This window comes from Streptomyces albicerus (assembly GCF_008905045.1).
GTDB lineage: Bacteria > Actinomycetota > Actinomycetes > Streptomycetales > Streptomycetaceae > Streptomyces > Streptomyces albicerus.
Window position 1 is genome coordinate 163789 of the sequence record NZ_VWMY01000009.1, and the last position, 17246, is coordinate 181034.

14 protein-coding genes are annotated in these 17246 nt (G+C 71.0%); 5 read left to right on the top strand and 9 right to left on the bottom strand.

Annotated features, from left to right (window positions below; all coding sequences use genetic code 11):
* Nucleotides 1–16: 16 nt before the first annotated feature.
* Complete coding sequence (locus GAS53_RS09980; protein WP_151477102.1) at nucleotides 17–2050, top strand: NACHT domain-containing protein; 2034 nt, start codon at nucleotides 17–19, stop codon at nucleotides 2048–2050.
* Here GAS53_RS09980 and GAS53_RS09985 read toward each other — a convergent pair.
* Nucleotides 2047–4305: a tetratricopeptide repeat protein gene (locus tag GAS53_RS09985; protein ID WP_151477103.1), complete on the bottom strand. Its 2259-nt coding sequence runs from the start codon at nucleotides 4303–4305 to the stop codon at nucleotides 2047–2049. The genes GAS53_RS09980 and GAS53_RS09985 overlap by 4 nt on opposite strands.
* On the bottom strand, nucleotides 4292–4807 hold the full coding sequence (locus tag GAS53_RS09990; RefSeq protein WP_151477104.1) for a hypothetical protein: 516 nt from the start codon (nucleotides 4805–4807) through the stop codon (nucleotides 4292–4294). The genes GAS53_RS09985 and GAS53_RS09990 overlap by 14 nt, the downstream gene beginning before the upstream one ends.
* Before the next feature lie 187 nt (nucleotides 4808–4994).
* On the opposite strand from GAS53_RS09990, the gene GAS53_RS55065 reads away from it, so the two are divergent.
* Nucleotides 4995–5156 carry a hypothetical protein gene (locus GAS53_RS55065; protein ID WP_192583049.1) on the top strand — a complete coding sequence of 54 codons (162 nt, stop codon included), beginning with the start codon at nucleotides 4995–4997 and terminating at the stop codon, nucleotides 5154–5156.
* A 19-nt stretch (nucleotides 5157–5175) separates the two neighbouring features.
* Here GAS53_RS55065 and GAS53_RS09995 read toward each other — a convergent pair whose 3' ends face one another.
* Both GAS53_RS09995 and GAS53_RS10000 read right to left on the bottom strand, forming a co-directional pair.
* The gene (locus GAS53_RS09995) at nucleotides 5176–6162 is read right to left on the bottom strand and encodes an aldo/keto reductase (protein ID WP_151477105.1); all 987 of its coding nucleotides are present in this window, start codon (nucleotides 6160–6162) and stop codon (nucleotides 5176–5178) included.
* A 424-nt stretch (nucleotides 6163–6586) separates the two neighbouring features.
* Complete coding sequence (locus tag GAS53_RS10000) at nucleotides 6587–7489, bottom strand: hypothetical protein (protein ID WP_151477106.1); 903 nt, start codon at nucleotides 7487–7489, stop codon at nucleotides 6587–6589.
* Nucleotides 7490–7811: 322 nt separating this feature from the next.
* On the opposite strand from GAS53_RS10000, the gene purN reads away from it, so the two are divergent.
* Both purN and purH read left to right on the top strand, forming a co-directional pair.
* A complete protein-coding gene (gene purN, locus GAS53_RS10005) occupies nucleotides 7812–8432 on the top strand; it encodes a phosphoribosylglycinamide formyltransferase (protein ID WP_151477107.1) in 621 nt (206 codons plus the stop codon).
* Nucleotides 8429–10009: a bifunctional phosphoribosylaminoimidazolecarboxamide formyltransferase/IMP cyclohydrolase gene (gene purH / locus GAS53_RS10010; RefSeq protein WP_151477108.1), complete on the top strand. Its 1581-nt coding sequence runs from the start codon at nucleotides 8429–8431 to the stop codon at nucleotides 10007–10009. Before purN ends, purH begins: the two co-directional genes overlap by 4 nt.
* Nucleotides 10010–10109: 100 nt before the next feature.
* Here the strand turns inward: purH and GAS53_RS10015 are convergent, their stop codons facing one another.
* The 5 genes from GAS53_RS10015 to GAS53_RS10035 form a co-directional block, all read right to left on the bottom strand.
* Entirely contained in the window at nucleotides 10110–12032 is a 1923-nt protein-coding gene (locus GAS53_RS10015; RefSeq protein ID WP_151477109.1) for a serine/threonine-protein kinase, read from the bottom strand.
* A gap of 350 nt (nucleotides 12033–12382) precedes the next feature.
* Entirely contained in the window at nucleotides 12383–12796 is a 414-nt protein-coding gene (locus GAS53_RS10020) for a hypothetical protein (protein WP_151477110.1), read from the bottom strand.
* 93 nt (nucleotides 12797–12889) lie between these two features.
* On the bottom strand, nucleotides 12890–14455 hold the full coding sequence (locus GAS53_RS10025) for a protein kinase domain-containing protein (protein WP_151477111.1): 1566 nt from the start codon (nucleotides 14453–14455) through the stop codon (nucleotides 12890–12892).
* Nucleotides 14452–15207: an FHA domain-containing protein gene (locus GAS53_RS10030; protein ID WP_192583050.1), complete on the bottom strand. Its 756-nt coding sequence runs from the start codon at nucleotides 15205–15207 to the stop codon at nucleotides 14452–14454. The genes GAS53_RS10025 and GAS53_RS10030 overlap by 4 nt, the downstream gene beginning before the upstream one ends.
* Before the next feature lie 169 nt (nucleotides 15208–15376).
* The gene (locus GAS53_RS10035; RefSeq protein WP_151477112.1) at nucleotides 15377–15991 is read right to left on the bottom strand and encodes a hypothetical protein; all 615 of its coding nucleotides are present in this window, start codon (nucleotides 15989–15991) and stop codon (nucleotides 15377–15379) included.
* Between the two features lie 327 nt (nucleotides 15992–16318).
* Between GAS53_RS10035 and GAS53_RS10040 the strand changes: the two genes are divergently transcribed.
* The gene (locus GAS53_RS10040; protein WP_151477113.1) at nucleotides 16319–17173 is read left to right on the top strand and encodes a bifunctional methylenetetrahydrofolate dehydrogenase/methenyltetrahydrofolate cyclohydrolase; all 855 of its coding nucleotides are present in this window, start codon (nucleotides 16319–16321) and stop codon (nucleotides 17171–17173) included.
* Nucleotides 17174–17246: the final 73 nt, after the last annotated feature.

Genomic DNA, 17246 nt, shown 5'->3' on the forward strand with positions numbered 1-17246 from the left:
GGGTTCGCCGGGAGCCATGGAGATCGGGGGACGCCGTCAACGGCGCATCTGGCAGGTCGTGCTGACCGTCGGCGGGCTCGCCGTCTTCGCCGTGATCCTGTGGGCCGCGGGCGCGCTCGCCAGGGGCGGACTGGAACGGCAGGACATAGCCGGAGTCGTCGGTCTCGTGCTCGCCACGATGAGTTTGGTGGTGGCCGTAGCCGCACTGCGTCGCAGGGCGGGCCAGGAGGCGGACACCGCGGCGGCCGCCGACCGGCTTACTCACAAGATCCGGGCCGCGGAGGGGCAGCAGTGGCGCCAACTCCTCGGCGGCGACCGGGTTCCCATCGACCTGGCGTACGACGTCGTGCCGTCCGGCCCGCGGTGTGCCGAACCGCCCGCGTCGCTCGCCGGTCGTCTGACGAAGATCGCCGACGACTTCCTGGGCATCGGCACGCGCCGTCTGGTGGTCACTGGAGGGCCGGGAGCCGGCAAGACCGTACTTGCCCTGCGCCTGCTGCTGGACCTCACCGGATCGGCCGACGACACGGTCCCGGTGAGACTGTCACTGGCAGGCTGGAACCCCCGAGTCCCGTTCGCGGACTGGCTCGTCGAGCGGCTGGTACATGACTACGACCGAGAACCCTCGGTCGCCCGTGACCTGGTGGAACACCGGTGCATCCTGCCCGTGCTCGACGGCCTGGACGAGATGGACGCCCCGGGTACCGACCCGGACTCCTCGCGCGCCAAGGAGGCGGTCAAGACCCTCGACGCCTACCAGGACGGGCACGCCGGAGCACACGTCGTGGTCACCTGCCGCACCGATTGGTACGAGCGGCTGGAGCGCAGCGGCAGCGCGGTGCCGGACGCGGTGCGGGTGGAGATCCGTCCGGTCGCCGCGGAACAGGCACATGCCTACCTGGTCAACCGGGTATCACGGGCGCAGGACGGCTGGACACGCGTCCTGTGTGGCCTCACCGAAAGCGCACCCGGCCGACCGTCGTTCCTCGCGCACGCGATGTCCACGCCCTGGCGGCTCACCCTCGCCGCGACGGCGTACGCGGACCGCGGCGACCCCGGCGAACTGCTGCGCCACAGCGACTCGGACGCCCTCGACGAGGACCTGCTCAGCCGCTACGTCCCGGCCGTCACCCGACTGCACTCGGGCGGTTCATACTGCTACCGGTCCGACCAGGTGCACCGCTGGCTGGGCGTACTGGCACGGCACGCGCACAGCGCGGAACCTGCCGGTGCGTCTACCGAACTCGTCCCGCACCAGTTGTGGCCCCTAGCCGGCGCCCGGCGGGTCCGTACGGTCGACGCGGTACTCACCTCCTCCGTTGTCCTCGCGGCGACGGCCGCACTGCTGCTGCGAACGGACTTCAGCCTGTCGCTCACGCATCTGCCGGCCGCCTTCGGCATCGCGGCGCTGGTCCTCGCCGTGCTGCTGCGCGCAGGCAGCGGCAAGGTGCCCTCGCCGCAGGGCGGCAAGCTGCGGCGGCTCGACACTCCCGACGGCCGTCGGCTCCTGGTCCATCGGCTGCGCGGCGCGGGGGTGCTGGTGCTGGCCATCGCCATGGTGCAGTGGGTGGCCTCGGGCCTGATGGCTGTGGTGATCGCGGTTCTGGCGGCCGGGCTGGTGCTCAGCGCGGCTTCCGCGATCACCTCCCGGCGCGCGCAGCGGCAGGTGCGTATCGAGTCCCACCCGCGGGACCTGCTGCGTGACGACATCAACTCGGGGCTGAGCTTCTCTGCCCTCTTCGGCTCGGTGTTCGGCGCGTTCGTGGGCTACGGCAGCGACTACGTCCTCGGCATCGGCGCCGGAGCTGTCGGCGGCCTCGTCTGCGGGATGGTGTGGTGGAGCGGTGCGGGCCGGCGCTACTTCGTCTTCCTCCTCTGCACCCGCGGCCTCCTGCCCTGGCGTCTGGCCCGCTTCCTGGACTGGGCCTACGGGGCGGGCCTGCTGCGCATCTCGGGCAGCGCGTATCAGTTCCGCCACCAAAAGCTCCAGGCATGGCTGCTGCGGCATCCGGAACCGGTGCCGACGGATTCCTATCCGGGCGGCTCCTAACCGGGCCGGCCGTGGCGGGCATCCTCCGGCCGGTTCTCGGTCCGCTCGGCCCGGTTCTCGGCGGCCGCACGGTTCTGCCAGCGGTCGACAGCCTCGCTGCGGGTGGGGACGTTCAGTTTCGCGAAGATCCGGTTGAGATGGTTCTCGACCGTTCTATGGCTGATGAAGCAGCTAGCCGCGATCTGCTGGGTGGTCATGCCGGATGCCAGCAGGTTCATCACCTCGACCTCCCGCGTGGAGAGTCCGAGACTCTCGGCGGGAGGAGTGAAGCCAGGCGTCGTCGCGTCCAGGTTCAGGTCGGGCACCTCCGGGGGCCGGCTGAAGTCCGATGACGTCGCGGCTGGGCCGAAGTCAGGCTGCCTCGACTGTTCCTGACCACTCGTCGTATCCCTTATGGCGCTCACCAGTTGAGCGGAGTTGAATGTTCCGTGTACCAGGTAGCCACGTGCGCCCAGTCTCAGCGCGTCATGCACGAGCCAAAGCTCTCGGGCGTACGTCAGCATCAGCACCGGCGCCACGCGCGCCAGCTCCGCGACGTCGGTGGCGGGCATATGGGCGTCCAGCAGTACTACGTCCGGGCGGTGTCGCAGGGCTTCCGCCATCGCTTGGTGGCCGTCGGCGGCCTCAGCGACGACCTGGATGTCGTCGCCGTCCAGCAGAACGGTGAGTCCTGTGCGTACGACCGGATTGTGGTCCGCGATGATCACGCGCAGTGGCTCGAAGGCCGGGGGCTGTGGTGCGGGTGACCGATCCGCCCCTTCCAGCGACTCCAGTGCGGAGACGCGTGTCAGGTTCGCGCGCGCGGACCGGGAGTGGGGGTGGTCCGGGCCCAGCACGCGTTCGCTGTGGGCGACGACATCTTCGTACAGCCGGATCGCCCGCCGGCGATCGCCCGAGACCTGGTAGGCGAACGCGAGGTTGGCGCGTGCGCCGAGGGTGGCGGGGTGGTCGTCCCCCAGCACCTGCCCGTAGTCGGTGATGACGCGCTCGTACAACGTGATGGCCCGCTGCGGATTCCGTGTCCGCAGGTAGGCGCCGGCGAGGTTGTTGCGGACACCGAGGGTGCGGGGGTGGTGGGGACCGAGGACCCGGGCGCAGTCGGCGGCGAGGGCCTCGTACTCCTGGACGGCGGGGCCCAGTTCGTCGGCCGAGTCGTGGGCGTAGGCGAGCAGGCTGCGCACGGCCAGGGTCTCGGGGTGGTCGGCTCCGAGGGCTCGAGAAGCGTGGGCGATCGCCGACCGGTAGTGGGGAAGCGCCCTGCGAGGCAGATCCGCGGACTCGTAGACGGAGGCGAGTGCGGAGAGGGCCGCGGCGAAGTCGGCTTCGTGGGCGGTCGGGTCGGCCGCGACCAGCCGCTCGTAGATCTCCTTGCTCCTCTCGGCGACGCGGACGGCCTCTTCCTTGCGGCCGGCCTGTGCGAGCCGACTGCCGAGATTGCTCAGGGCGGCAGCATGACCCGGCTCGTACGCGGCCGGATTGTCGGCGGCCAGCGACCGGTAGATGTCGCGTGCCTCCTCGGCGGCCTCCAGGGCCCTGTCGTTCTGGTCGGTCTGCGCCAGACGGTTGCCGAGGTTGTTGAGGGCCGCAGCCAGGCTGGGGCTGTGGCGGGAGGGGTTCGCCTCGGCGAGTCGGCGGCGGATGGTGGTTGCTTCTTCGATGGCTGTCAGGGCTTCTTGGTGGCGGCCGGTTTCCGCGAGTGCGGTGCTGAGGTTGTTGAGGGTGGTGGCGAGGTCGGCTTCGTAGGTGGTGGGTTGGGTGGTGGCGAGTCGGCGGCGGATGGTGGTTGCTTCTTCGATGGCTGTCAGGGCTTCTTGGTGGCGGCCGGTTTCCGCGAGTGCGGTGCTGAGGTTGTTGAGGGTGGTGGCGAGGTCGGCTTCGTAGGTGGTGGGTTGGGTGGTGGCGAGTCGGCGGCGGATGATGGTTGCTTCTTCGATGGCTGTCAGGGCTTCTTGGTGGCGGCCGGTTTCCGCGAGTGCGGTGCTGAGGTTGTTGAGGGTGGTGGCGAGGTCGGCTTCGTAGGTGGTGGGTTGGGTGGTGGCGAGTCGGCGGCGGATGATGACCGCTTCCTCGATGGCCGCCATGGCCTCCTGATGACGGCCGGCCCTCGAAAGCGCCACGCCCAGGTTGTTCAGTGCCGCGGGATCGCCCGCGGCGCCGGCCTGACGAAAGTGGTCGATCACCGCTTCCAGATCGGTACGGTCGCCCGTCTCCTCATACCGGACCCACACCGAGGGACCCTGATCACGACTGCTCATCGATGCCCCCAACCTTCCTGAACACCTCTACCGCCATCTGCCGGTCGAAGACATCCAGCGTTCCCTGCTGGGGTGCCCATCGGATGAGTACGCCCGGCGGGAGGGCGGGCGGTTCCGGGTGATCCTCGGCGACGGCGGTCGGCACGGAGGGGGCAGGCGGATCCGCCGACGGCCAGGGTGCGCCGCCGTCGGCAACGCACCACAGCGCCCACACCCGCTCGATGGCAGCCCTGACGTCCGGTTCACCGATCTGTTGCTGTTCCGCCAGGACATGCACCAGCGACTTGAGGTTCGGCCAGCGGGGCATGTTTCTGCCCTTGAGGACACTGCTCACCCCGTCGTGGCTCAGCGTTCCGGGCAGGTCGTTCCGCGCCCGGATCTGCTCGCTGAGGTCGCGCAGCGAAGGCTTGCCCGCCCGCTGGTAGAGCTCGTGGACGAAGACGACCATGTCCCGCCGCGGCCCCGGCGGCAACCCGGTCTCGTCCGGCAGCTGAACGCCCACGAAGCTCCGTCAGTCTTTGTCAGGTCTCGTCAACTCCACAGTGTGCCAGCCCTGTCCTCAACCGTGCTGGTATCAGGCCGAGTTGGGCCACGCTCGGCTGGCGGCAGGGATCGCTCGAGTGCTTCTCCGGCGGCCGCATCGTGGACGTATGAGCACGTCAGACGGCTGTCCGGAGAGGACCACGACCATGACCACCAAGGAAACCCCGATCGAGAACACCCCGACCGAGAGCCGCCCGACGCGGGCCGAGCGCCTCGTACTGGTCGCCGCGGCGGTGCGCGGCGTGCTGGGTGGAGCGAGTCATGCCTTCGCCGCCTGGCTCCTCGGCTTCCTCAACGGCCATGGCTGAGCGGGCGGTCGGACCGCGGTCAGTGGGCCGCGTCGAGCCGGGATCGCTGTTCCGGAGTCAGTTCCAGGTCCACCGCTGCCAGGTTCTCGTTCAGCTGGGCCACCGAGGAGCAGCCGACGAGGGGGATCACCGGGATCTCGCCGTCGATCAGCCACGACAGGACCACTTGGTTGACGGTCGCGCCGGTCTCCTCGGCGACCGAGCGGAGCGCGGCCAGGCGGGGCGGGGTGCCCGCGTGGTCGAAATCGGGTCCGAGCGGTTTGTCCTCGCGGACGTAACCGCCGGACAGGAGCGGGGTGTAGGCGACGAGCGTGAGAGACGGTTCGGCGCGGAGATAGCTGAGCAGGTCGCCGCCGGCCACGCCCTGGTTGCCGTCCGGCGAGAGCTGGCCGGGCAGGTCGGCGCGCCTACGGAGGTAGCTGTGCTGGTACTGGAGGACCTCGTAGCCCGGCAGACCGGCCGCCGCGGCGAGGTTGCGGGCGCGTTCCAGGCGCCAGGTCCAGTGGTTGCTCGCGCCGAGCAGTCCGACCGTGCCCTCGGCGACGAGCTCGGCGAAGCCCTCGACCGTCTCCCGCAGGGGCACGGTCGTGTCCTCGATGTGGGCGTACAGCAGGTCCAGTTTCGGGACGCCGAGCCGCTCGCGGCTGCCCTCCGCCGCCTCGCGGATGGCCTTGGCGGACAGCCCCTCGGGGTTGTCGATGTAGCCCGTAGCCGGGGCGAGCGGCCGCGCGCCCAGCTTCGTCGCGATGACGATCTCGTCGCCGATGCCGCGGCTGCGCCGCCAGCGGCCGAGCAGGGCCTCGCTCTCGCCGCCCTGGGTGCCGTTTTCCCAGAACGCGTAGTTGTCGGACGTGTCGATGAAGGTGCCGCCGGCCTCGACGAAACGGTCGAGGATCGCGAACGAGGTCGCCTCGTCGGTCCTCGTGCCGAACAGCATCGCGCCGAGGCTGAGGACGCTCACCTCACGGCGGGTCCCCGGGGCCGTGCCGATGGTGCGGTAGCGCATGCGGGTGTCCTCCCCTTACGGCCCGCCGAGCGGCGGGCGTTGAGGCGGAGTATTGAATTTGAAGCGCACTCGAAGTCAACAGGCAAAAACCGGAACGGCGAGAGACCGGAACGGCGACAAGCGCGAACCGCGACAAGCCAGAACCGCGAGAAGCGCGACAAGCCAGAACCGCGAAGAACTCGAACCGATGGGAACGCGGACCGATGGGAACGCGAACCCCCGCGCCCGTACCGGCGGAACTCGCGCCGCCGCGCCCGGCCGACGGGGCGAGCCGTCGCACCCGCACCAGCGAAACCCGTGCCGACGAGGCCCGCGCCAGCGAGGCCCGTGCCGACGAGGCCCGCGCCAGCGAGGCCCGTGCCGACGAGGCCCGCGCCAGCGAAACCCGCACCAGCGCGAAACCCGCTCCGACCGACCCCGCTTCTCAGCGCGTCCCCAGCAACCCCCGCAGCTCCTCCGGCAGCAGCCGGTCGCAGGACTTCTTTGCTGTGTTCGTGAGTGAGTCGTTCACGCACGTGTAGTAGTCGCGGTACACGAGCTGAGCCGTGAAGGTGGCCGCGACCAGGGCGAGGGCGAGGGACGCCGTGACCAGGCCGCTGATCGCCGCCGTGGTCTGGGGCTTGGCGCCGGAGGACGGCGGCGCCGGGGTGTCCGGATCCGGCGTACGCGGCTTGGTGCGCAGGGCGCTGATCGCCCAGTACATGGCCAGCGCGCCGAGCAGCAGTGCCACGTACGGCCAGCTGAAGAGGGCGAAGAAGAACGCCCACATGCCGGACAGCAGCGCGTACCGAGCGCGGCGCTGGGCCGGGTCCTTCGGGTCCCAGCGCATTCCGGTGCCGGGGCCGCCGGGCCCTTCCGGACCGCCCTGGCCGCCGCCGGGTCCGCCCGGGGAACCGGGGCGGTCACCGAAACGGCCTTCCTGCGCGGGTCCGGGCTGCCGGTCGCTCCACTGGCTGCCCCAGGGGGAGCCGTCCTCGCGCCGGCCGTCCTGCCCCTGTCCCTGGTCCTGTCCTTGCCCGCCCGCGGGCCGTCGCGGCTGCCACGGCCGGTCGGGCGTGCCCTCCGGCGGCGGGGCGAAGGGGTTGTCGTCGGCGGGAGGCTGCGGCGGCTCGGGTCGCTGCCCGGGATCCGGCGCACCGGAGCCGGCCGGCGTACCGGTGCCGCCCTGGCCACCGGCGGAACCCTGGCCACTTCCACCCGTGGAGCCCTGTCCGCCCGCGGAGCCCTGCCCGCCCTCGGGCACGTCGTCGCTCTCCCGCGGTGGCGTGGGAGAAGGGCGCCGCTCGCGCAGCAGGAGCGGAGGGAGTCGGAGACTGCGGTCCGGCATCAGGTGTGCGTCTTCCCCTTGGTGGTCTCTGGCGGGCAACGTGTCCACAGAGCTGGTTACGTGTCCGGGGCTCGTGCCCCAAGCATTCGTACCCGTCCCTGGTCAACGTCCCGTACGCAAAAGGCGTTCCCCTGCGCGGACCGTGTTCCCCGGGCGGATCCTCCCCAGACGCTACCTTCCGGCCACGCCCCCGTCCCGTGGGGGCCGCTCGGTGTGCCGGTATCGTTGCTGACGGTTGGCCGCTTCGTAGACTTCCCCGTATCCGGGGGCGCGAAGCATTCGTACGACCATACAAAGGCACTCCCCGAGAAAGGGCCCCGCCGTGGCCAAGGCCAAGCGCCTCGTCGTGCTGGTCTCCGGATCAGGTACGAATCTGCAGGCACTCCTCGACGCGATCGCGACGCGGGGGACGGCCGTCTACGGAGCCGAGATCGTCGCCGTCGGCGCTGACCGCGACAACATCGAGGGCCTGGAGCGGGCCGAGCGCGCCGGACTGCCGACCTTCGTCCGGCGGGTGAAGGACTACGGCACCCGTGACGAGTGGGACGCGGCGCTGGCCGAGGCGACCGCCGCGTACGAGCCGGATCTCGTCGTGTCCGCCGGGTTCATGAAGATCGTGGGCAAGGAGTTCCTGGCCCGCTTCGGCGGCCGGTTCGTGAACACCCACCCCGCGCTGCTGCCCAGTTTCCCGGGGGCGCACGGCGTCCGCGACGCCCTCGCGTACGGCGCGAAGGTCACCGGGTGCACCGTCCACTTCGTCGACGACGGCGTCGACACCGGCCCGATCATCGCTCAGGGCGTGGTCGAGGTCCGGGACGAGGACGACGAGAGCGCTCTGCACGAGCGCATCAAGGAAGTCGAGCGAAGACTGCTCGTCGATGTCGTGGGGCGGCTCGCCCGCCACGGCTATCGCATTGAGGGACGAAAGGTAGTTATCCCGTGACCGCCGAAGGTACGCAGGGTACGCAGGACACCAAGCGGGTCATCCGCCGCGCGCTGATCAGCGTCTACGACAAGACCGGGCTCGAGGAGCTCGCCCGCGGTCTGCACGCGTCGGGTGTCGAGCTGGTCTCCACCGGCTCCACCGCCGCGAGGATCGCCGCCGCCGGGGTTCCGGTCACCAAGGTCGAGGAGCTCACCGGCTTCCCCGAGTGCCTGGACGGCCGGGTCAAGACGCTGCACCCGCGCGTGCACGCGGGCATCCTCGCCGATCTGCGCCTGGAGTCCCACCAGCGGCAGCTCGTCGAGCTGGGCGTGGAGCCGTTCCAGCTGGTCGTCGTGAACCTCTACCCGTTCCGCGAGACCGTCGAATCGGGCGCCACCCCCGACGAGTGCGTCGAGCAGATCGACATCGGCGGCCCCTCGATGGTCCGCGCCGCCGCCAAGAACCACCCGTCCGTGGCGGTCGTCACCAGCCCCGAGCGGTACGCCGATGTGCTGGCCGCCGCCCGCGACGGCGGCTTCGACCTGCGCGCCCGCAAGCGGCTCGCCGCTGAGGCCTTCCAGCACACGGCCGCGTACGACGTCGCCGTCGCCTCCTGGTTCGCGAGCTCGTACGCACCCGTCGACGACTCGGACTTCCCGGACTTCATCGGCGCGACCTTCGAGAAGCGCAGCACCCTGCGCTACGGCGAGAACCCGCACCAGGGCGCCGCGCTGTACGTCGACGGCAGCGGCGGCCTGGCCGACGCCGAGCAGCTGCACGGCAAGGAGATGTCGTACAACAACTACACGGACACGGACGCCGCCCGCCGTGCCGCGTACGACCACGACGAGCCCTGCGTCGCGATCATCAAGCACGCCAACCCCTGCGGCATCGCGATCGGCGCGAACGTCGCCGAGGCGCACCGCAAGGCGCACGCCTGCGACCCGCTGTCGGCGTTCGGCGGCGTGATCGCCGTCAACCGCCCCGTCTCCAAGGAGATGGCCGAGCAGGTCGCCGAGATCTTCACCGAGGTCATCGTGGCGCCCGAGTACGAGGACGGCGCGCTCGAGGCCCTCACCAAGAAGAAGAACATCCGCGTCCTGCGCGCCCACCAGGCCCCCTCGGCCCCGGTCGAAATCAGGCAGATCGACGGCGGCCGCCTCCTCCAGGCCGCCGACCGCCTCCAGGCCGACGGCGACAACCCGACCTCCTGGACCCTGGCCACCGGCGAGCCCCTGTCGCCCGGCGAGCTCGACGAACTCGCCTTCGCCTGGCGCGCCTGCCGCGCGGTCAAGTCCAACGCGATCCTCCTCGCCAAGGACGGCGCTTCGGTCGGCGTCGGCATGGGCCAGGTCAACCGGGTGGACTCCTGCAAGCTGGCCGTCGAACGAGCGGGCGCGGACCGCGCGCGGGGCTCCTTCGTCGCGTCGGACGCGTTCTTCCCCTTCCCGGACAACATCGACGTCCTGAGCGCTGCCGGCGTCAAGGCGATCGTCCAGCCGGGCGGTTCGGTCCGCGACGAGCTGGTGGTCGAGGCGGCGAAGAAGGCGGGCATCACGATGTACTTCACGGGGACGCGGCACTTCTTCCACTGAGTGGTTTCCCCTGCGAGATTCCCTCGCCGTCCTCGGGGAGACGGCTCATCCGCCCGTACGTGGTGCAGTCCGCCGCGTACGGGCGGTCCTCATTCCCGCCTCACGTCGAACTGCGCAGCGCGGCCCAGGTGTTGGGGCCCACCTGGCCGTCGACGTCCAGTCCCTTGTCGCTCTGGAAGAGCCTGACCGCCGCCTGGGTGTCCTCGCCGAACTGGCCGTCCACGCCCGCGCCGCCGATGCTGTACCCGCGCTTGGCCAGCATGCACTGCACCTGTACGACGCGCTGGCCCTTGTCACCGCGCTGCGTGAGCTGGGTGCCGGAGTAGTACGTGCACTGGGAGATCCACGGGGGAGTGGCAGGCTTGGCGGTGGTCTTGGTCGGGGCGGGGGTGCTCCCGCCATTCTCGCCAGCCCCTCCATCGCCACCGCTGCCGCCCGCCGCGGTGGTCTCCGCTCGGGTGGGCGAGGCCTGCGCACCGCCCTGGCCACCGCCGGCTCCGGCTCCAGCTCCGCCGGAGTCGTCCTCGCTTCCCTCGCCCTTGTCCTCCTTCTCGCGGGAAGGGGAGGGAGAGGCCGAGCGGGAGGAGTCGGGGGACGGCGAGTTCTTCTTCTCTCCCTCCTCGCCCTCCGAGGCGGTGGTTGCGGCGGTCGGCGTGGAGGACGCGGTGTCGGCGGAGTCCGGGCGGGTGAGCAGAAACGCGCTCACGGCCACAGCGCACACGGCGAGCACCGCGGCCACGACGAAGTACGGCTTCCGACCGCTGCGCCTGGTCGCGGCCGAAGTGGGGTCGGGCGGCGCGATGCTGCTCGGCACGACGTGTGCGGGCGGACCGTACTGGCCGTACTGGCCGCCGGGCGGTGTCGGCGGACCATAGGCGCTCGGCGGTGTCGGCGGACCGTACGCGCTCGGCGGTGTCGGCGGACCGAAGGCGGGGCCCGGAGCGGGTGACGCCACGCGTTCCGTGGGCGTACGGAAGTGGCCCGTCTGCTGGGCGGAGGCATGGCCCAGCATTTCGTGGGCCTGGTGCCGGGCGAGCAGCCGGGAGTTGAGCGGTTCCTGCCACGACGGCGCACTCGGCGTACCCGGTGTGCTCGGTGTGCTCGGGGCACTCGGTGTGCTCGGCGTGCTGGTTTGCGTCGCGGCCGCGTCGATCAGCTGCCGCGGCGTGGGCCGCCCGGCCGGGTCCTTGGACAGGCAGGCGAGGAGCAGCGCGGCCAGCGGGGGATCCGCCTCCGACAGCTCGTCCATGATCTCGGACTTGGGTTCCTCGAAGGCGACGCGGTGCATGACGTCCACACCGGTGCCGTCGCCGAACGGGGCGCGTGCGGTGGCCGCGTAGACGAGTGTGCCCGCGAGTGAGAACACGTCGGAGGCGGTGTCGCAGCGGCCTTCCCGGAGGTACTCGGGGGACATGAAGGCGGGGGTTCCGACCCGGTTCCCCGTGGTGGTGATCGCGCTGCTGTCGGCGGCCTGCGAGATGCCGAAGTCGATCACGTGCGCACCCTGCAAGGACAGGATCACGTTGGACGGCTTGAGGTCGCGGTGCACGATTCCGGCGGCGGCCAGCGCCGACAGGGCCTGTCCGAGTTCGCCCACCAGCCGCCACACGCCCGCCGGTTCGAGCCCGCCGCACTCGCGGGTGGCCTCCGCCAGGTTGAGGCCGGGCACGTACTGCGTGGCCATCCACAGCAGCTCGTCCTGGAACCCGGTGCCCAGGAGCTGCGGCGCGTGCGGTGTACGAACCCGGTCGTGCACGGCGGCTTCCCGCTCGAACCGCCGCCGGAACTCGGCGTCCTCGGCGTACTCGGGCCGGATCACCTTCACCGCGGCGAGCCCCGGGTTGTCGTCGACGGGACGCGCGAGATAGACCCGGCCCATTCCGCCACTGCCGAGCAGCCCGAGCGGCACGTACGGTCCGACGCGCGCCGGGTCCACGGGCCGTAACGGGCTCGCCCCCGCCTGCTCCAGCGCGGCGTCGCCGGACGCCGGAGAGTACGGCGGCGTGGGCCGCTGGTCCGACATGGGTCCCCCGATGCGCTGTTCTTCGGCAGCCGTTCTTCCGTAAAGGTCCGTTCTGCCACCCCAGTTGACACGAGGCTATCGCGGTGTCCTGTGTCCCGCCGCACTCTCGGGCTGACCGGGGTCCGTGCCAAGCCGGAATCAGCAGCAGCGCGGGGCACGGCCTGAGGGGGCGTCAGGCACTACGAGCGACACCAGCGACTCCTTCTTGCCGTAGAGGCGCGGGCCGGAGCCCGCCGTGGGTCATTCACATTTCATCTGCCCGGAGTTCATCCAAGAGCTCGGGGCACGGACATGACGGCGGTCTCCGGCCCTCCCCCGAAGGAGCCGGAGACCGCCGCCGGTGAAGGGCGTCAGCAGGTGCGCAGGCCCGGGATCGGCTCCCAGTTGTTGCCGCCCGAGACCTTGGTCGCCGGGAACCAGCCCCAGGCCTTGTGGACGCTGCCGGTGTCACCCTGGGTGTAGAGCCACCAGTCGTTACGGGCGTCGCCGACGGGCGGGTTGGGGAAGCCCGGGTCCTTCGACTGGCAGACGAACCAGTTGTCGCCCGCGTACAGGTCGCCGATCTTGTTGCGGTGCCAGATGATGTCGCCGCTCTGGTAGTTGTGGCAGTAGCGGGCGGTGTAGGTGCGGCCGTCGGGGTCCGTCTTCGTGCCGGCGTTGCCCCAGCAGCCGTTCGGTGCCGCCGACGCGCTCGCCGGGGTCAGCACGATCGCCCCGGACGCCAGTACCGCCGCTGCGCCGAGTGAGGCCAGAGTGCGCTTCATGATGGGTGTCCCTCCTGATGACGCCACCCCCGTAGGTGGACGTCTCCACCCTTGTGCGGGAGGGAAGGGAGGGGTACCTCGGAACTCTCAGGGTCACTTCTTCCGCGGCGGCGTGTACTCCTTGAGGTAGTGGGCGACGCGGTCGGCGTAGTCGCGGTACTTCGGGGGAACACCGGCCGCGTCGTTCACGGACTTGTACGAGGTCCGGTAGGCGGCCGCCAGCAGCACCCGGCGGTCGCCGGACAACCCGGTCGGGTTGAGGCGCGGTTCCATGAAGCAGAGGTAGCGGCCCACGGCCGGGATGGACTCGGCGGGGGTGAGAGGAGGCTTGGGGGTCTCCTTCGCGGGGACGCCGTCCGCGCGGATGTACCAGCGCAGGATGCTGGGGGTCCAGCGGGCGATGCCGTACTCGCCCTCGCCCACGGTGGGGTCGGAGAGGTCGGGGTCGAAGTTGCTCTCCGCCTTCAGGAGCGCGGCGATCAGCGCGGGGGTGACCTCCGGATGGACACAGTCGTGGGCGGAGTCGACGATCAGGCGGCGGTAGGCCACCGGGACACCCTTGTCCGTACGGAGTTCGGAGGCGCCGTACGACGCGGGCGCGACCTTCGTGGGCCCCGAGCCCTTCCCGTCGTCGGAGCCGCCGTCCGCCAGCACGCTGACGCCGTAGCCGAGGGCGGCGACCGCGGCGGTGGCGGCCGCGGCGCCCAGCATCACACTGGACCGGCGTCTGCGCCCGAACCCGAGCAGGCGCGGCAGTCGTGGCGAGCGGGTCGCCCCGGCAGCCGTCTCGACCCGCCGCAGCAGGGTCTCCCCGGTGATGCGCTCCTGGTGCGTACGGGCCAGACAGGCCCGCACGATCTCCCGCCAGTCGTCCGGGAGTCCGGGGGACAGGCGCAGCTCGTCGGTGCCGCGCGCGTACCGCACCGCCGCGTCCCGGCGGGCCGAGGGCGTGCCGCCCGGCAGCGGGAAGGTGTCCGTGAGGACGAGGTGGGCGAGCACGCCGAAGGCCCAGATGTCGGCGGAGGGTCTGATCTGGCGGCCGCGTTCGCCGATCTCGGACCAGAGGAGCTCGGGCGGGGTGTAGTCGGGGGTGGAGAAGGCGGGGGTGTAGGCGTGGGTGCCCTCCAGTTCGGCGGCCATGTTGAAGTCGGCGAGGCGGGCCGAACCGTCCTTCATCAGCAGGACGTTGGCGGGCTTGAGGTCGCCGTGGACCCAGCCGGCACGGTGCAGCTGGGCGAGGCCCTCGCAGGTCTGCGCGAGCAGCGCGGGACCCTGCGGCGGCCGCGGGGAACGGGCCAGGAGCGCGGCCAGCGAGCCCTCGGCCCGTTCCAGTACGAGGACGGTGGCGCCGTCGAGGTCGGGGTGGTCCGGGTCGTCGACCGTCAGGGTCTCGTACATGCGGATGAGCCGCGGGCGGGTGAGCCTTCGATGCAACTCCACTTCCCGCTCGGCGAGTTCACGCAGATGCGTCAGTTGGCGGGGCGTACCCGTGCCGGTGGGCAGGAACTTCAGCGCGGCCGATTTCGGCAGGCCCTCCCGCGCATGGGTGCACCGGGCCTCGTACACGCTCCCGAACGCGCCCGTGGCGATCGGGTCCCGTACCTCCCAGGACCCCACCCGGTAGCCCTTGGGCACCGATACCGCGTAGCCCTCCGTCACCGGGCCGCCCGGCTCGGCTCCGTCAGGACGAGCAGGTCGTCCTCCCGTACGAGGTCGAAGCGGAGCGCCAGGGAGACCAGGGACTCCTTCTTGCCGTTGAGGCGCGGGCCCGTGTCCGCCGTGTCGGGGCCCGGCTTGAGGCGCAGCTTCACGGCGAGGTAGTCGATGTTCCACTGGACCGAAGTGCGGGACGCGGCGGGCCAGTTGGGGCGCAGCCGTTCGACGACCTGGTCGACGGTGGGCAGCGGGGCGTGCGGTTCGCCGCGCAGCCGGGGTTCGCAGAGGGCGGCGAGGACCGCGAAGTACCGCTTCGTGCGGTCGACGGAGAACGCGGGCGCGGTCGTCGCCCCGTCCAGGCCCTCCGGGGAGCGCAGATAGTCGTGGCGGGGCGCCCACACCTCGATGGGCAGCAGGTCGCCCGCCGCCGGGAGGACGATCCGGGAGAACTCGAAGGGGACCGGCGCGTCCAGACGGCCCGGGCCGACCTTGATGTGCTCGCCCGCACCCTCAGGGTTCTCCACGACGTACGTCTGGTGGGCCGAGAAGTTGCTCAGTATCCAGAAGGCGCCCTGCGCGGTGATCGCCCCGGCCTTCCGGGACACGCCCTCGTGTGCGATCGCAAGCCCGTTCCCGGTCTCCGAGCGGCCGAAGGTGAGCCGCTCTCCGGGTGCCAGCCGGATCTGGGGGTCGGTGTGCCTGCCGTTGTGCCCGTCCTCCGTGGTCGGCGGAGGTACCACGATGATGCTGTACAAGGCCGTTCTCCCCGTCCCGCTCCCGTCCCGTACGCAGCTATGGGATCAGGGTAGGGGGACGCGCGAGGGCCGTGTCCCCCCTCGCAGGGTGAAACACGGCCCTTGGCGTGAATGGCGCGAACGTGCCGTTCCGGAACCGGTGCCCGGACTGCGGCTCCGTGCTCCGGGGTCAGTACCTCGGGCGGTTGAACCACGCGGAGGCGGCGCTGTTCACCATCGAGGCCAGGATGATGCCGGCGATGGCGAGCGAGATGAGACCGCCGAAGGTGGCGGAACCGCCGCCGCCCTGCACGGTGTTGACGAGGCCGCCGAGGATCATCAGCGACGCGTACACGATCGTCGTGATGCGGATGGCGCTGCCGCCGGTCTTGAACTTGACGCCCAGGAAGATGGACAGGGCGCCCATGCCCACCAGGAGCGCCGCGAACAGGAAGCCCAGGCCGGCGAGGGTGTCGGTGTCGTCACCGCTGCCGACGCCGTTCGACACGTCCTGGGCGGCGCCGACGGCGATGCCCGCGATGATGCCGAACAGGAGCTGGAAGCCGGACAGGATGAACAGCAGGACACGCGCGGTCTTCATCAGACCGGGCATCTCGATGGCCATCTGGTTGCCGCCCGGATAACCGGGATACGCGGGCTGCTGCGGGTAGCCGTAGCCGGGCTGCTGCGGGGGAACGCCCTGCGGGTAGCCGTAGCCGGGCTGGCCCTGGGGAGGCGGGGGCGGGTACCCGGGCTGCTGGCCCTGCGGCGGACCGTACGGGTTGTTCGGGTCGCCAAAGCTCATGGCGTCTTTCCTCCGTCGTTGCGGTAAGTGCGGGGACGACGCGGCACATTTCGGAGGAAAGTTCTACAGATGCGGTTCGTCCCCCCGGTACTGTCCGCGGCACTGTGCCGCTCATCGTCCTTAACACGCCACTTATTTGTCCAGCCGGATACCGCGTGTGTTGTGCAAGTGCAACATCGCCGATCATGGTCGAACACGGAGCGGGGGAGCAGGGGAGGGCGCTGAAGAGGCCGGAAGAGGCCTTGAGGGAGGTAGAAGCCTTCAGGGAGCTGGAGGTATGGGGGGCCGGATTGGAACCAGGACCCGGTCATCCGCGAGGATGGGCACATGACCGCCCAGATTCTCGATGGCAAGGCCACCGCAGCCGCGATCAAATCCGATCTGACCGTCCGCGTGGCGGCCCTGAAGGAGAAGGGCATCACGCCCGGCCTCGGAACCGTCCTGGTCGGCGACGACCCCGGGAGCCAGAAGTACGTCGCGGGCAAGCACCGCGACTGCGCGCAGGTCGGCATCGCCTCCATCCAGCGCGAGCTGCCCGCCACCGCCACGCAGGAGGAGATCGAGGCGGTCGTCCGTGAGCTCAACGAGGACCCGGCCTGCACGGGTTACATCGTCCAGCTGCCGCTCCCCAAGGGCATCGACGAGAACCGCATCCTCGAACTGATGGACCCGGACAAGGACGCGGACGGGCTGCACCCGATGAACCTCGGGCGCCTCGTGCTGAACGAGCCGGCCCCGCTGCCCTGCACCCCGAACGGTGTGCTGACCCTGCTCCGGGAGCACGGCGTGGAGATCAAGGGCGCCGAGGTCGTCGTCGTCGGCCGCGGTGTCACCATCGGCCGCCCCATGCCGCTGCTGCTGACCCGGCGCAGCGAGAACGCCACCGTGACCCAGTGCCACACCGGCACGCGTGACCTGGCCTCCCACCTGCGCCGCGCCGACATCATCGTGGCCGCCGCCGGCTCCGCCCACCTGGTCCGCCCCGAGGACGTGAAGCCGGGAGCCGCCGTCCTCGACGTCGGCGTCTCCCGCAGCGCCGAGGGCAAGATCGTGGGCGATGTCCACCCCGGCGTCGCCGAGGTCGCCGCGTGGATCTCCCCGAACCCCGGCGGAGTGGGCCCGATGACCCGCGCCCAGCTCCTGGTCAACGTGGTCGAGGCGGCGGAACGCAGTGCCGGCTGACCGGGACGCCCCGGGGCGTGACACCGCGCCCGAGCGAGACGAGGCCTCGGCCCAGGGCGGCGTCTCGGAGCAG